Genomic DNA, 15,699 nt, shown 5'->3' with positions numbered 1-15,699 from the left:
CGGCCCGCAATGGTTTTTGTCCGTTGCCGATTGCGGCCCTGCGCGGCCGTTTCGAATGAAACCGAACGACGCTTCTCGTCGCAATTACTGAACCCGGGTAGCAAAAGATCATAAACCCGCTATTACGTTAGTGATTGCCCTTCATTCATTGCAAATCGTCACAGGTACGCCCCACGATGCGAAATCCACTCAAGCATTCGAGAGTTCGATCTGTTTTTCTTCTGGGTGTTATCTCAATGGGGCTGACTGCTTGCACCAGCGATGAGAAAGCCGCCAATGAAATAACTCGGCCCCCTATCGATGACAGCGAAACGTCGTCTGTGCGCATCACGACGAGTTGGCTACAACACTCACTTAGCCAAACTGGTTGTCTGCAGCGCGCCAGAGCGGCCCTGACAAAAGCGAGATATTTTGTTGAAGCAGGAGAAAGATCAGTCTATGGGTTGCGTGAAGGCATGACTTTTTCGATTCGCTGCGACTATGAAGGCGTTGCATTTTTTGCAGTGGCTTATCGCAAAAGGCCAAGCACTCAAACCCAGGATCGGATCTTGAATGAAATCACCCGGCTGTTTTAGCCCGAGTGCCTGGTTGCAAGCCTACGAGTCAGTCCCCGCGCAGAATCAGCGCATGCGCCCCCTCCCACTCGGCGAAGATTTTTTGCCCGGAGCGCACGCCAAGCAAGTTGTAATCGGCATGCCGTTTCTGCACCTGCAACTCAATCCCGCCGCAGGCTTCGAGATAGATGTTGACCATCGATCCGATGAACTCTTCACCGACGACGGTGCAGTTCAACCGGTTACGTCGCGTAGGCTGCGCGGTCAAGTCGATATGCTCGGCGCTTACGCAGACCGTAACGCGCTCAGCGGGAACAACCGTTTTACCCTCCGGTAGCCGCGCCAGGAATCCACCGTGCTCGGTATCCAGGCAAACCAGCCCGCTATCGTCGAAGCCAACGACAGTGGCATCAAGGATGTTTTTACCGCCAACGAATTCGGCAACAAAGCGATTGTGAGGCTCAAGGAAAACCTCCTGCGGCGTGCCTATCTGTTCGACCCGACCTCGACTCATGATCATCACACGATCGGCCATTGCGAAGGCTTCGGATTGGCTGTGAGTGACGTAGACAAAGGTGATACCCAGGTCCTTCTGCAGTCCAGTCAGCACGCCTTGCATGCGCACACTTAGATGAGCGTCGAGTGCGCTCAGCGGCTCGTCGAGCAGCAGGATTGGCGGTTCGGTGACCAGCGAGCGCGCCAGCGCCACCCGTTGACGCTGGCCACCGGAGAGCAGGCTGATGTCGCGCGTGGCAAACTCTTGCAATCCCAGTCGCTCAAGCCATTCAAGCGCCTTCTTGCGTCGCTCTGCCTTGGCCATTCCTCTCATGCGCAGGCCGAATTCGACATTCTCCAGCACGTTCAGAAACGGGAAGAGTGCGAGGTTTTGCCAGACCAGTGGCGTCTCCCGGTCCCAGGAGTAGAGATCGTTTATGCGCTCACCGTTAAGGCGAATTTCCCCTTCACTGGGCTTATCCAACCCCGCGAGCATGCGCAGAGTCGTGGTCTTGCCACAGCCGCTCGATCCCATGATCGCAACGAACTCACCTTTATGGATTTCCAGGTTCATGCGCTCGACAGCCTGGTAGCTGCCGAAATGCTTGACCACGTTGTCGAATACCACCAGCGGTTGAGTCATGTCTGAATCCTTCGTGTCCGGATGATTTTTCAAGGGTGGTATCAGGCACTCGCGGGCTTGCGCCGACGCATCAACAGCAATTGCGCGAGAATCACCAGGGTCATGGTCGTGATGAACACGATCGTGCCGATCGCGTTGATGGTCGGGCTCACCTGCCCTTGCAAGGTGTTGAGGATGCGCACCGGTACCGTCTCGTTGAGTCCCGATACGAACCAGGCGACAGCGAACTCATCGAAGGAAACGGCCATGGTCACGAACAGCGCGGCGAAAATGCTCGGCGCCGTGAACGGCAAGATTACATAGCGCATGGCCTTCCACTGATTGGCCCCCAGGTTCCAGGCCGCAGCCTCGATGTTCGGGTCCATCTGCGCCAGACGCATCCGGATGACCGCCATTGCGAAGGGGGCACACATCACGATGTGGCTGATCATCACGGCGTAAATCTCGCCGGAAAGCCCGATTCGCGACAGGAAAGCCAACATCGCCAGCCCCATGATCACCACCGGAATGGTAGGCGGCAGTAGCGCGAGCGCCATGTAGATTGACTTGCCGAAGAACGAGTAACGAAAGTCCGTGTAAGCCGCAGTGAAGCCGAGTAGGGTCGATACCAGCGACACGACCACACCCACCGCGAGGCTGTTCCTGAAGGCCTGCCACACAGCCGGGTCGGAGGCGATCGTCTCGTACCAGTGCAGGCTGAAGCTGCCCAGTGGCAAGGAGGGGAAGCGGTCGATGTTGAACGAGAACACGAAACTGCCGGCAATGGGCATGAAGATGAAGATGAACACCAGTACGACAAAACTGCGCAGCAAGAAATTGATCATCCGATGCTCGTTCATGCACGCCTCCGGTAAGCGAAGCGAACCGCGGCAAAAGCCGAGAGGAGCAACGTCGCGATCATCATCGTTGCGATCACCGCCGCCCGTGGCCATTGCTGGCCGGACTTGGTGGTGTCAGTGATCAGCGTACTCAGGGTTGGCGGCTGACCACCGCCCAGATAAAGCGGGCTTACAAAATCGCCGAACGTCAGTATGAAACAGAACAGCGCCGCGACGACGATACCGATCCGCGCCGACGGCACTACCACCAGCAACACCGTTCGCCATCGTCCGCAGCCGAGGTTGTGCGCGGCCTCGATCAACGAGCGGTCGACGTACATCAGGCTGAACAATTGCAGCAAGATCACCAATGGCAGACATAGCGTGAAATAGCCGACATAGGTGCCGAACGCCGTGTTCAGCATGGCAAAGGGCTCCAGGCCGACCAGGCCAAGCGCGGCGTTGAAGATACCGTTGTCGCTGAGAAACACCTGCCATGAATAGGTGCGCACCAGGTAGCTGGTGAAGAACGGTGTGACCAGCAGCAACACCAGCAACTGCTTTGCCGACTCGCGGAACTTGAAGGCGATTGTATAAGCGCAGGGAAAAGCCACCAGGCTGACCAGAACCGTGGCACCCGCCGCCATTGCAAGGGTGTGGACGTACGCATCCCAGAAGAAGCCACGGCTGAGCATGTAACTCCAGTTCTGCCACTCGAACGTCGGCACCATCCGGAAATTGCGTACCAGCCAAAAGCTGATGGCCACCAGAAACACCAGCGGCAATACGAAGAAAATCAATTGCCAGATCAGGATCGGCATCGAGACACAAAGGCCAAACCACGGTAAGCGCCACCCCCTCTTGCTGGTGGCGCGGCGCGTTTCGGCGCGCGCGTTATCGGAGAGCTCCGACGGCGAAGTCTTCAACTTGTCTGAAATCATGGGGACCACCTCCGCGCGGCTCGTCAAGTACCCTTGTATTGCGACCAAAAGTCGTTCCACTCATCCAGGCTTTGCTGGACCGGGAGTTCGCGGTACTTGATGCGACCATCGCGGATGTCGTCCATGACATTGCGCTGACCCAGCACCATGCCTTGGCGCCTGGCTTCGTCGGGATCGGTGCGGTTGAGCAGCTCCCAGCCTTTTTTGCTCGGGATGAGCGCTGGGTAGGCGGCCATCTTCGCCGACTTGACCTGGCCTTCCGGTGAGGTGATGTACTGGATGAACTTCTTCGCCAGATCCGGGCTGTGTGCTTTCCTGGCGATGCAGTAAGACTCCGTCCATTGCAACCCGCCCTCCTTTGGCAGCACGGTTTTCACCGGTGCGCCGGCGCGTTGTAAAACGCCGGTGATCCAGTCACCTATGCCACACATGGCATGGATCTGCCCGTTCTTGAGCGAAGAAAAAGTCCCGCCATAATCGAAGAAGCCACCGACCTGCGGGCGCAGACTCATCATCTTCTGCTGGACGCTTTGCCAGTGCGCGACATCGATATCGTACGGGCGCGCATTACCGCCCATCAAACTGATCTGCCCGAGGTTAGGCAGGTGCCAGTCGAAGTGGCCGACCTTGCCCTTGAGGCTCTGGTCCCAGAACACGTCATAGCTCTGCACCTTGGCTTCGGGAACCTGTTGGGTGTTGTAGGCGATGCCGAGGAAGCCGAAGCGGATCAGCACCGAGTAGAGCTTGTCCCCCTGCCAATGGCCAGGGAAATGCTGGAACTCCGGGTAGAAGTCATCGAAGGGGTAGTCAGCGGGGTCGAGTGGCTCGATGTATTCGGCGGCATTGAGTTGCTGGACGTATTCGGCGTCGGACAAAATCAGATCGAATGTGCCGGGCGGGGATTGCGAGATCAGCCCCAGCATGTTGTCCCCACCGGTGTAGTACTTGGCCCGGACCTTGACCCCGTACATGCGCTCGAAATCGGCGACGATGTCCGGCTCGGCGTGTCCGGCCCATGCAAGGATGACCAGTTCCTTTTCCGCTGCGGCAATGCTTCTCAAGGGCAGCAAGCCGGACAGCGCTGCGGTGCCAGCCAGGATGCCGGTGGTCTTGAGGAAGGTACGGCGTGAAAGGTCGATGCGAATTTTCATTATTGTCTCGCCCTGGGTGATGAAATTGTCCCCTGCCTGCTGTCGCTGCCAACCACACGCGTCATTCGCTGGCTGGATGCATTGCAGCAGTTCGCCATCACCCATTTTTGTGCGCGCCCGACCTGGACTTTGTCAGATCCGACCTCCATCCCCATCAAAAGCGGCACACCCCTATCCGATAATCGGACATAAATGACAAACCATAGGGTGTTTTGTCATTTACGGGTCGGATTTAGACAATTCGGTGCCCCCACCCTCTGATCGAATTGCTGCATGCACCGCCTTCGATTCCTGCAAGCCAAAGGGCCGCTTTAACGGCAGGTAAACACCCCATCCCGCGGCTAACAACCAGCAAGCCATCAACCACTTTCCAAGGGTCTGTAGATGAACAACAGTGTCGTAATTGGAGAACTCACCTGGCCGGAGTACGCAGAGAAGGTCGCCACTGGCTGCCCTATCTTTCTGCCAGTGGGAGCACTGGAGCAGCATGGACATCACATGTGCATGGAGGTCGATGTACTGCTGCCTACCGCGATCTGCAAGGCAGTCGCGCAACAGGTCAACGGCCTGGTGCTGCCTGCCCTGGCCTACGGCTACAAGTCCCAGCAGAAATCAGGCGGCGGCAACCACTTTCCGGGAACCACCAGCCTCGATGGCGCCACGCTGACCAGTACCGTGCAGGACATCATCCGCGAACTTGCACGCCATGGTGCCCGCAAACTGGTGATGATGAACGGTCACTTCGAAAACTCGATGTTCATTGTCGAGGGCATAGACCTTGCCCTGCGAGAACTGCGCTACGGTGGCATCAGTGACTTCAAGGTAGTCGTACTGTCCTACTGGGACTTCGTCAACGATCCGGCCGTCATCGAAAAGCTCTACCCCGATGGATTCCTCGGCTGGGATATCGAACATGGCGGTGTTTTCGAAACGTCGCTGATGCTGGCCCTTCACCCCGACAAGGTCGATTTGAACCGCGCGGTTGACCACCCTCCCGCCACCTTCCCGCCTTACGACGTCTTCCCCGTCATCCCGGAGCGCACACCCGCCTGCGGAACACTGTCATCTCCCAAAGGCTCCAGTCGCGAGAAAGGCGAGCTGATTCTCGAAGTCTGCGTCTCGGGCATCAGCACCGCTGTGCGCGAAGCTTTTGATTTGGACACCTGACGAACATACGGACGTGCCGAACCAAGTATCCACGGTTAATGCTTCCCCCTCCCCAAGTACAATAAAAAGGGTAAGTCTCATGTCCAGCAGCTCAACCTTGGCCCCAGGCCTCAAGCAGCGTCACGTCACCATGCTGTCCATTGCCGGTGCCATTGGCGCCGGCCTGTTCATCGGTTCAGGACACGCCATCGCCTCGGCGGGCCCCGCCGCCATCCTGGCGTATATTTTTTCCGGCACTTTGGTCGTGCTCGTGATGCGCATGCTCGGCGAGATGGCCGTAGCGTCGCCCGATACAGGATCGTTTTCGACCTACGCCGAGCGGGCGATGGGACGCAGTGCCGGCTTCACCATCGGCTGGCTGTACTGGTGGTTCTGGGTGCTGGTCATTCCGATTGAAGCCATCGCCGCTGCCGCCATCCTGCATGCCTGGTTTCCCTCCATTCAGACCTGGGAGTTCGCGATTGCAGTCACCGGCCTGCTGACGTTGACCAACCTGTTCAGTGTCGCCCGGTACGGAGAGTTCGAGTTCTGGTTCGCCATGCTCAAAGTCATCGCGGTGCTGGGGTTTATCGCGCTTGGCGCGCTTGCCCTGGTGGGCGGATTACCGGATACGACGGTCAGTGGTGTCGTTCAATTAAGCCATGAGTTTGGCGGTTTCATGCCCAATGGCATGACCGCTGTCGTCGGTGCGATGCTCACCACGGTGTTCAGCTTCATGGGCACGGAAATTGTCACCATTGCCGCTGCCGAATCGCAAAACCCCTCAAAACAGATCACCCGCGCGACCAACTCCGTCGTCTGGCGAATGGGTATTTTCTATATCGTCTCGGTGTTCCTCATCATCTCCATTGTCCCCTGGAACGACCCCATGCTCATGGAAGTCGGTTCGTACCAGAGAGCGCTCGAGTTGATGAACATTCCACACGCGAAAATGATCGTCGATATCGTCGTGCTGATTGCTGTAGCCAGCTGCCTCAACTCAGCCATCTATACCGCGTCACGCATGGTCTACTCCCTGAGCAAACGCGGTGATGGCCCGCGAGTACTGCAGAAGACTTCTGCTTCTGGAGTGCCCTTTGTGGCGGTGCTGGCCAGTACGGCGGTAGGTTTCCTGACAACGGCACTCAATTACTTTGCACCCGATGAGGTGTTCTCCTTCCTCCTGGCCAGCTCCGGGGCTGTTGCGCTGTTGGTCTATCTGGTGATTGCCGTTTCGCAACTGGTACTGCGTAAAAAGATGAATGCTTCGGGACAACCGATCGCCTTCAAGATGTGGTTTTTCCCTTGGCTCAGCTACCTGGTCATCGCCTGCATCTTGAGTATCCTGGTGGTCATGCTGATCTTGCCGCAGCACCGCATGGAGGTTATTGCGACGGGTGCGCTGACCCTGTCCATCGTCTGTATGGGTGCAATCTTTAACGCCAGGAAGAAGACCGTGCAGGTCCTCGACATTGCGCAAACCGAAAATGCTTAAGCGCAATCCCCGATAGCAACACTCATCCTCGTTCACCTCTTTCCGGCCGCTCGCCACCACGGAGCGGGCCGGTTTTTTTTGTTGATCACCCATGCCTTATTTCCCCACGTTTTCCGCGCCCCCTTCAGACAATCCAGACTCATGGCATCTTGCGTGCATATTTCTTTCGTCACGGCCTGTTGACCGGACACTCGGTGTAAAATCCTGAAGCCTGTAGACAGGGCTTACAATCACAAGAACGAGATGACGTTTCCCGTAACGGCAGCTTGCCGCGGAGCACGTCACTGATGCAGTTGAGGAGCAGTAATAATGGCGAAACTCCAGGTGGCGAAACCCGCCGCAGGACGCTCGGCGAATGAACAACAGCCAGTGAAGACCGTGGGTTTCCTGGTCATCCCCAACTTCACAACCATCGGCTTCGCCGCCGCCGTGGAAACCCTGCGCATGGCCAACCTGGCCGCGCGCAAACCGATGTTTCGTACAGTCATCATCGCCGCCAGCCTGGACCCGGTGGCGGCCAGCAACGGCATGCGCATCCTGCCCGACCACAGCATCACCGATGCACCAAAGCTGGACATGCTTTTCGTTGTCGGATCAAACCCGATCGTCTCCAATCACAGCAGCCGACCACTGCTCAATTGGCTACGCAAGCTGGCGCATGATCAGGTGCCACTGGGTGGGATTTGCACCGGCAGCCACTTGTTGGCCCGCGCCGATCTGCTCAAGGGCTATCGTTGCACGATTCACTGGGAAGACATCGAAGCACTGAAGGAACGCTTCCCGGGGATCATCATTTCCAACCAGCTGTTCGAGCTGGACCGTGATCGCTATACCTGCTCCGGTGGCGTGGCTTCCATGGACATGACCCTGCAGTTGATCGCCCGCGAACCCGGTGGTCGGGACATCGCTGCCCACACCGCCGAGTTGCTTTTGTGTGATCGGATCAGGGGGGCGCAGGAACAACAGCGTGTGCCCCTGCGGCAGAAGCTGGGCACCTCGCAGCCCAAGCTCAGCCAGATAGTGGCGATCATGGAAGCCAATCTTGAGGAGCCGGTGGGCCTTGAGGAGCTCGCACGGTTGAACGAGGTGTCGGTGCGCCAGCTGGAACGTTTGTTTCACAAGCACCTGCAACGCACGCCGAGTCAGTACTACCTGGAGTTGCGCCTTGCACGGGCGCGACAGCTGTTGCTGCGCAGCGAATCGCAGGTACGTGACATCGCCCTCGCCTGCGGCTTCGTTTCGCCGGCGCATTTCTCCAAATGCTACAGCCGATTCTTCGGTGTATCGCCTATTGGTGAGCGCAAGCAGGTGGCTGCGGTGCACTGATTCAATATTGATGTTGGCTGGACTGGCCCCTTCGCGAGCAGGCTCGCTCCCACATTGAACCGCGTCCTCCTGGACAACTCGGTCAACTGTGGGAGCGAGCCTGCTCGCGATGGCTTACTCAAGAACACTCAAGACATCAGTCCTGCAAAGCCTTATGCGCCGTCTCCCGACTCGCCAGCATGGCAATCAACGCCACCGCCGCAGCCGCCAGAAGATACCAGGCAGGGGCCATTTTGTTGCCGGTCAGTTGGATCAGCCAGGTCGCGATAAACGGCGCGGTGCCGCCGAACACCGCGTTGGCGATGTTGAAGCTGAAGGCAAAGCCGCTGAAGCGTACGCGAGTGGGGAATATCTCGGCGAGAAAGCACGGCAAGGTGCCGTCGTTCATCGCCAGGATCGCGCCAAACGCAATCTGGATCATCAGAATTACAATCAGGGGCTGATTCTCCAACATCCCGAACAGCGGAAATGTCAGCGCCAGGAACAATACCGAAGCGGTCACCAGCATGGTCTTGCGGCCGAATCGGTCCGACAGCTTGCCCATCAGGAAAATCAACCCGATATAGGTCGCCAGTGACACCGTCGACGCCAGGAACGAATCACTTTCGCTCATGCCCATTTCGGTGGACAGGTAGGTTGGCATGTAGCTGAGCAACAGGTAAAACGCCACGGCATTCAGGCAGGTAGCGCCGATCCCGATCATAACGCTGCGTCGGTGCACGGTCAGCAATTCGCGAACCGGAGCATGGGTCGCGCACTCCTTCGCTTCAAGGCGTTTTTCCATCTCCAGGAACTTGGGCGTGTCTTGCAAACTCATGCGGATATAGCGCCCCACCAGCCCGAATGGCGCCGCCAGCAGAAAGGGTAGACGCCAGCCCCAGCTGTGCAGGTCCTCGACACTCATCCACGCATGCAGGCCGGCGACAAACACCGCACCAAACAGCAAACCCGCCGCCGTGCTCGCCGGGACAATGCTGGTGTACAAACCGCGCTTGCCCTCGGGCGCATACTCGGCGAGAAAGGCCGAAGCCCCGGCGTACTCACCTGAAGCTGAAAAGCCCTGGAACAAGCGAATCAGCAGCAACAAGGCCGGCGCCCACAAGCCGATATGGTTGTAGGTCGGCAGGATGCCGATGCAAAAGGTCGAGACAGACATGATCAGAATCGACCAGGACAGCGCACTGCGCCGCCCGTATCTGTCACCGAAATGCCCCCAGACCAGTCCCCCCAGCGGGCGGACGATGAACGACAGCGCGAACACTGCAAAAGTCGCCAGTAGCGCGGTCGCCTTGTCGGTTTGCGGAAAAAACGTCAGGGCGATGACGGTTGCCAGGTAGCCGTAGGCCGCATAGTCGAACCACTCGACGAAGTTGCCCATGAAGCTGGCACTGGCTGCGCGCCGCAGGGCCTTGCGTTCGGCCGTTTGTTCAAGTTTTTCTGCCATGGTTGGCGTCAGGCTTGAGGTTTGGGTGCTCATTGTGCACCTCCGGTGGTAGAGGTGCGGTTATCGAAATGAAAGGTCGGGACGTAGGACATGACAAAACCCTCTATTGTTTTACTTGGCAGGGTTAAGGCTCGGTAGATGCTGCGCGTTCTTGGGCACGCATGCGCCATTTTTTTCCGGTTTATCTCAGCCACCGGGAAGATTTTTCGCCAATCGTCAAAGCAAAACGCCGCACAGCTTCACTGTGCGGCGCAGGGCCTTACTTCTTGATGATGTTGTGTTCCGGGCCATACGGGAACTTGGTGATGTTTTCCCCGCCCTGCTCGTTGACGATCAGGATGTCGTGTTCACGATACCCGCCGGCACCTGGAAGGCCCTCGGGCAACATGATCATCGGCTCAATGGAGACCACCATCCCCGGCTCCAGCACGGTGTCGATGTCTTCGCGCAGTTCCAGTCCGGCTTCGCGGCCGTAATAGTGGCTCAGCGTGCCGAAGGAGTGGCCGTAACCGAAGGTGCGGTATTGCAGCAGGTCGTGCTCCAGGAAGATCTCGTTCAATTGCAGCGCGATATCGCAGCAGCGCATGCCCGGCTTGATCAGCTTCAGACCGGCCTCGTGCACTTTGACGTTAACTTCCCACAAGCGCAGATGCTCGTCGGAGCAATGGTCCAGAAACAATGTACGTTCCAGCGCGGTGTAGTAACCGGCGATCATCGGGAAGCAATTGAGGCTGAGAATGTCGCCCTTGTTGACCTTGCGCGACGTCACCGGGTTATGCGCGCCGTCGGTGTTGATGCCGGACTGGAACCAGGTCCAGGTGTCCATCAACTCGGAATCCGGGAAGGTGCGGGCAATTTCTCGCACCATGGCCTGGGTAGCGTGCAGGGCCACTTCGTATTCCGGAACCTGGTCACGCAATGCCTCGACGACGGCGGCACCACCGATGTCCGCGATCCGTGCACCATGACGAATGATCGCGTGTTCTTCAGCGGACTTGATCATGCGCATGCGCATGCACGGTGCGGCGATATCCACCAGTTCAGCCTGCGGATAGCGGCTGGCGAGCTTGTCGCGATTGAGCAAGTTCAGATGGTCGAACTCGATACCGATGCGCCCGGCCTTGGGCAAGGCCTGCTGGATCGCGACGAAGTAGTTATCGCGCTGCCAGTCCGTGTAGACGATATTGTCAGTGCCGACGGTACGGCGCCATGGCTGACCGCCGTCGATGTTGGCGCTGATGGTCACCGCGCTGTCCTGGGTCACGACCAGCGCGTACTGACGCCCGAAGGAGCAGTACAGGAAATCGCTGTAGTAGTTGATGTTGTGATAGGACGTGAAGACGGCCGCGTCGATATTGTTCTGCGCCAGGTAAGCCCGCAGTTTGGCTTGGCGGTTGGCATATTCTTGGGCCGAGAACGTCGGACTTACCTTTTCGCCGTTCTTGATCTGGATGGTTTTCGGCATTTGCATGTCATTTATCCTTGTCATTGATTGAGCTACAGGAGGCGCCAATCTGGCGGGCCGCTGAAGATCATTCGAACAGATGCAAGGTGAGGTTTTTTGCGCGAATCCGACCTGTAATTGGTCATATCCGCTGTTTGCGAAAGCGTCCCCTCGGGGTTTTGCGCACAAAAAAGCCCCCGGCAAGCGCGGTAAAAGCCGCTTGGCGGGGGCATTGGCAAATGGGTAGCGCGGTCAGTGTGGGAACGACGGCAGGACGACTCGAACTGCTCGCGATGAGGCCGGCGCATTCAACATTGATGCCCGCTGACTCGGCGCCTTCACCCCCATATGGTCGCGAGGATGCGCACCGAAGTACTGGCGATAGCAGCGAAAGAAATGTTGCAGCGAGACGAAACCGCACGCCCTGGCGACATCCGACAGCGACCGCTCGCCGGCATGCAACAACTGCCGCGCCTGTTGAAGCCGCAAGTCCAAGTAGTGTCGGGATGGCGAACAACCCAGGCTACGCTTGAACAGCCGCTCCAGATGGCGACGGGAAATGCCCATGGTCTCGGCCAGTTCATCGATACCCAGCGTTCGGCTCAAGTGCTCGCTCATCAAAGCCAGGGTTGCCTGAAGTTTTTCCGGGGCATCCTGCACGGGCAGTAGGGGCCGGGCCTGGCGTGCTGCATGCTTTGCCATCCGTAGTATCAAGCCACGACCGTGGTACCTTGCGAGAAGCTCGTGCATCAACCCTTGAACAGCCTGCGGGCCGACACACGTCAGGCGTTGGCGGTCGACGCAGAACGGCGCAGCCACCGGTGTCAACTTGCTGAAAGCGGCAAACTCCAGTGATGCAGCGGGCTTTGGCAAGCTACAACGGACACCCTCCAGGGCACCAATTTGCGCCAGCAGCCAGCCTGCCTCGCCCAATGCCCCGAGGCTGATCGGTTGCGCCGCCCAGTGGCTCAACTGCTGGCGCATGTCTGGATCAAGACGCAGGTTATCGCCACCACAGAGGATCAACACATCGAACGGTTGCCACTGACCCAGTCGAGCGGCGGCGGTTGCGATGCCGTTACTGGCGTTCAGTTGCTGTCTGTCCAGGCTCAGCATTTGCCACTGGCAAACATCGTACCCTGCCAACTGGTTGGCCAGGCGCAGTGGCTCCAGTGCATTGGCCAAGGTGTACATATCAAAGGCTTCCGTCAACCAGAAGCCAATACGCAGCATCGGCGGTCGTGGCCGTTCGGATTCAGTCAATTGCAGCATGTCCTGCTCTCCCGTCGATCAAGGTCACTCAGCACTCGATGGCGCTGACCGCCAATCCGCCACGGGAGGTCTCTTTGTATTTGTCATGCATGTCGGCACCGGTATCGCGCATGGTGCGGATGACCCGGTCCAGCGAAATGAAATGCGTACCGTCACCGCGCAACGCCATCTGTGCGGCATTGATCGCTTTCACCGCTGCGATGGCGTTGCGCTCGATGCAGGGTACCTGCACCAGGCCACCGACAGGGTCACAGGTCAGCCCAAGGTTGTGTTCCAGACCAATTTCCGCAGCGTTTTCCACCTGCTCGGGACTGGCGCCGAGAATTTCTGCCAGGCCGGCAGCGGCCATCGCGCAAGCCGAACCGACTTCGCCCTGGCAACCCACTTCAGCCCCGGAAATCGAGGCATTGCGTTTGCACAGTATGCCCACCGCGGCAGCGGCGAGTAAGTAGTCCACGACATCGCTGTCCCTGGCCTCGGGGCAGAACTTCATGTAGTACTGCAATACCGCCGGAATAATCCCTGCCGCGCCGTTCGTGGGGGCGGTCACCATGCGCCCGCCGGCCGCGTTTTCTTCATTGACTGCCAAGGCGAACAGATTCACCCACTCCATGGCGTTCAACGTCGAACCGATGACATTCGGCTTGCCGATTTCCAGCAGGCTGCGGTGCAGACGCGCCGCGCGGCGCTTCACATTCAACCCACCGGGCAAGACGCCTTCATGCGTGAGTCCGGCATCCACGCAAGTACGCATGGCCTGCCAGATCTGGCCCAGTCCCTCGCGGATGTCTTCTTCGCTGCGCCACACCCGTTCGTTCGCCAGCATCAGTTGGGATATCCGTAGCCCATGGACATTACACTGGTTCAACAATTGCGCAGCCGTGCTGAAATCATAGGGCAGCTCGCTCTTGTCCTGGTCAAGCTCGCCAGTAGCGGCTTGCCGTTGATCAACGACAAAGCCACCGCCGATGGAGTAGTAGGTTTCGCACAACAGGGGTTGGTCATCGGCAAATGCGCTCAACGTCATGGCGTTGGGATGGTATTCCAGGTTTTCTTCCAGCAATCGCATGTCCCTCTGCCAGATAAAAGGCACACGGAACTCGCCGGCCAATAGCAGGTATTGCGTCTCGCGCAGTTCCAGCAAGCGTGGCTCGATCAGCAGCGGGTCGACCTTATCCGGCCATTCCCCCATCAACCCCATGATCACCGCTTTATCGGTGCCATGGCCGATACCCGTGGCCGATAGCGAACCATACAACCGCACTTCGATACGCTTCACTTGTGTCAGCATTTTCCGTTCGCGCAGGGCCTCGACAAACAGAGCCCCCGCACGCATTGGGCCGACGGTATGGGAACTGGAGGGGCCGACTCCAATCTTGAACAAGTCAAAAACACTGATAGCCATCGTCGATCTCCGTGCCGCTTCAGAGGTGTCAGGAATTCACCTGATTGTCGGCGTCAGGAGCCATCAAGATGTGTCAGATATCGACCCCTAAGTGCTCGTCAATACCAAATACGAGCTGGATGTGTTGCTACCAGGCGCTGAAGTGGTCCCCTTTAGTGCTTTCGCATACACCGCGCCAACCCCGGTTCAACGCTTTACTGCCACCCAGGTAAAACACATCGGCAACTGCGCCTCCTGCCCCTGGTAGCGATCATAGAGTTCTTCGCGATTGGAATGCGCATACTCCCTGAAATGGCTGATCTGCAGCCCCGCTTCGATGGCGCCGCTGAAGATCGCGCCCAAGGTGTGGACGAACCAGTAGGACGGGGCGGCCTGCTGCTCGACCTTGCCTTCGTAGACGATTGGCTGGTTCTGGACAAAGGGTTCGCGGCGAAAGTACGAACTGGCCAGGCTGTAGGGATCGGCTGCCTCGGGGTCGAACATTTCCAGGAACGGGTGGGTTTCGTAGATCACCAGGGCGCCACCGGGTTTGAGGGTTTGCGCCGCATGGCGAAAGAACTCGCCGATGTCCGGCATCCAGTTCAACACGCCGATGGTGACCAGGGCCACGTCGAAACGCCCCTGCAGTGTTTGTGGCAGGTGGTGAATGTCGGCCTCGATGAACTCAGGCCCATGGGGCGAGCGTGAAGCCAGTTCCCGCGCCTGTTCGAGAAACGCCGCGGACTGGTCGACCCCCACCACGTGTCGAGCCCCCAGGGCGAACAGCGACAGGCTTTCGCGGCCATTGTTACAGCCCAATTGCACCACGTCCTTGCCTGCGATGCCGACCTGGTTCAGCACCCCGGTCAGGGTTTCATCCAGGCAGGAAAAATCCGCGTGTTCCACAGCGCGCCAGTGCGCCTGCCATTCAGGGCTGTCCTTGTGGTGACGGGCGGAATCATTCCAGGCATCGCGGTTGCTGGCGATGGCTTGGTGTTTTGTCGGCATTTCCATTGCAGGCTCCGGCATTCGTTGTTGAATCGAGTGGCCGAGTCTAGATCACGCCTGCAAACGCCCCCATCGCCGCTGTGTAGCGTTTTTGTAACTCGCGCAGCGCCGACGTTCGCCCACGGGAACGCTATAGTTAGTACCCTTGGGGAAATGCGCGAAAACCGACACCGCAGGTGCTGCCATGAACACAACCGTACCCACGCTATTGCTTGCCCTGTGCCTGGCTGCCAGCTGTGCACAGGCGGACGACAGTGCGATGCAAACCGAAGAATCCAGCAGTGAATTCAATTACTACGGAGCGGACCAGCCCTTTGCCCATCCGGTGCCTCCGACCCTGAGCACGGTACCGCCGGGATCCTACATCCCGACTTCGCCCCAGACATTCACCCCGGTTTCCAGCCAGCACGTGTTTTCCGATTCCCGATTGCCAACGGTGGCCGATACCACCGTTCGCGTGTTCATTCGCACCTATGACGCCGAGCACGGCGTCTATGTGAACCAGGAGGTCCTCGATCCGACGTGCATGCTGGCTTGCCGCAGCGGTCAGAACCCAGCCTTGTAGCAAGGCCGTGCCT

The 15,699-nt window shown here is 58.4% G+C and carries 14 protein-coding genes; 5 read left to right on the top strand and 9 right to left on the bottom strand.

All coding sequences use genetic code 11. From position 1 onward, the window contains the following. The first annotated feature begins 176 nt into the window (after positions 1 to 176). Positions 177 to 575 (top strand): hypothetical protein, encoded by a 399-nt coding sequence (locus AC1Q8Q_RS24465; RefSeq protein ID WP_492615597.1) that lies wholly within the window; start codon positions 177 to 179, stop codon positions 573 to 575. Positions 576 to 603: 28 nt separating this feature from the next. Here AC1Q8Q_RS24465 and AC1Q8Q_RS24460 read toward each other — a convergent pair whose 3' ends face one another. Genes AC1Q8Q_RS24460 through AC1Q8Q_RS24445 form a run of 4 tightly spaced genes read right to left on the bottom strand, consistent with a single transcriptional unit; the run spans position 604 to position 4,602 of the window. Next, positions 604 to 1,692, bottom strand: coding sequence for an ABC transporter ATP-binding protein (locus AC1Q8Q_RS24460; RefSeq protein ID WP_492615596.1), 1,089 nt, complete (start codon positions 1,690 to 1,692; stop codon positions 604 to 606). Between the two features lie 41 nt (positions 1,693 to 1,733). Then, on the bottom strand, positions 1,734 to 2,531 hold the full coding sequence (locus AC1Q8Q_RS24455) for an ABC transporter permease (protein ID WP_492615595.1): 798 nt from the start codon (positions 2,529 to 2,531) through the stop codon (positions 1,734 to 1,736). Continuing rightward, positions 2,528 to 3,451 carry an ABC transporter permease gene (locus AC1Q8Q_RS24450; RefSeq protein WP_042955250.1) on the bottom strand — a complete coding sequence of 308 codons (924 nt, stop codon included), beginning with the start codon at positions 3,449 to 3,451 and terminating at the stop codon, positions 2,528 to 2,530. Before AC1Q8Q_RS24450 ends, AC1Q8Q_RS24455 begins: the two co-directional genes overlap by 4 nt. 23 nt (positions 3,452 to 3,474) lie before the next feature. Next, complete coding sequence (locus tag AC1Q8Q_RS24445) at positions 3,475 to 4,602, bottom strand: extracellular solute-binding protein (protein ID WP_492615594.1); 1,128 nt, start codon at positions 4,600 to 4,602, stop codon at positions 3,475 to 3,477. A gap of 384 nt (positions 4,603 to 4,986) precedes the next feature. On the opposite strand from AC1Q8Q_RS24445, the gene AC1Q8Q_RS24440 reads away from it, so the two are divergent. The 3 genes from AC1Q8Q_RS24440 (at position 4,987) to cahR (ending at position 8,569) form a co-directional block, all read left to right on the top strand. Continuing rightward, the gene (locus AC1Q8Q_RS24440) at positions 4,987 to 5,769 is read left to right on the top strand and encodes a creatininase (RefSeq protein WP_020796250.1); all 783 of its coding nucleotides are present in this window, start codon (positions 4,987 to 4,989) and stop codon (positions 5,767 to 5,769) included. A 79-nt stretch (positions 5,770 to 5,848) separates the two neighbouring features. Further along, positions 5,849 to 7,243, top strand: coding sequence for a GABA permease (gene gabP / locus AC1Q8Q_RS24435; RefSeq protein WP_020796249.1), 1,395 nt, complete (start codon positions 5,849 to 5,851; stop codon positions 7,241 to 7,243). Positions 7,244 to 7,552: 309 nt separating this feature from the next. After that, positions 7,553 to 8,569, top strand: coding sequence for a transcriptional regulator CahA (cahR, locus tag AC1Q8Q_RS24430; RefSeq protein WP_020796248.1), 1,017 nt, complete (start codon positions 7,553 to 7,555; stop codon positions 8,567 to 8,569). 136 nt (positions 8,570 to 8,705) lie between these two features. On the opposite strand, the gene AC1Q8Q_RS24425 is transcribed toward cahR, so the two are convergent. From AC1Q8Q_RS24425 to AC1Q8Q_RS24405, 5 genes are all read right to left on the bottom strand, one after another. Continuing rightward, positions 8,706 to 10,046 (bottom strand): MFS transporter, encoded by a 1,341-nt coding sequence (locus AC1Q8Q_RS24425; RefSeq protein WP_020796247.1) that lies wholly within the window; start codon positions 10,044 to 10,046, stop codon positions 8,706 to 8,708. A 226-nt stretch (positions 10,047 to 10,272) separates the two neighbouring features. Next, positions 10,273 to 11,484: a creatinase gene (gene creA, locus AC1Q8Q_RS24420; RefSeq protein ID WP_492615593.1), complete on the bottom strand. Its 1,212-nt coding sequence runs from the start codon at positions 11,482 to 11,484 to the stop codon at positions 10,273 to 10,275. 225 nt (positions 11,485 to 11,709) lie between these two features. Beyond that, positions 11,710 to 12,729 (bottom strand): GlxA family transcriptional regulator, encoded by a 1,020-nt coding sequence (locus tag AC1Q8Q_RS24415; protein WP_492615592.1) that lies wholly within the window; start codon positions 12,727 to 12,729, stop codon positions 11,710 to 11,712. 28 nt (positions 12,730 to 12,757) lie between these two features. After that, a complete protein-coding gene (locus AC1Q8Q_RS24410; protein WP_020796244.1) occupies positions 12,758 to 14,134 on the bottom strand; it encodes an L-serine ammonia-lyase in 1,377 nt (458 codons plus the stop codon). Positions 14,135 to 14,320: 186 nt separating this feature from the next. Next, a complete protein-coding gene (locus tag AC1Q8Q_RS24405) occupies positions 14,321 to 15,127 on the bottom strand; it encodes a class I SAM-dependent methyltransferase (protein ID WP_151141820.1) in 807 nt (268 codons plus the stop codon). 178 nt (positions 15,128 to 15,305) lie between these two features. On the opposite strand from AC1Q8Q_RS24405, the gene AC1Q8Q_RS24400 reads away from it, so the two are divergent. Then, the gene (locus AC1Q8Q_RS24400) at positions 15,306 to 15,686 is read left to right on the top strand and encodes a hypothetical protein (protein ID WP_168757854.1); all 381 of its coding nucleotides are present in this window, start codon (positions 15,306 to 15,308) and stop codon (positions 15,684 to 15,686) included. Positions 15,687 to 15,699: the final 13 nt, after the last annotated feature.

The sequence above is a fragment of the Pseudomonas sp. GW823-FHT06B06 genome, assembly GCF_058795195.1.
Note: the sequence above shows the minus strand (reverse complement) of the source record. Positions and strands in the feature narration are given on the sequence as shown.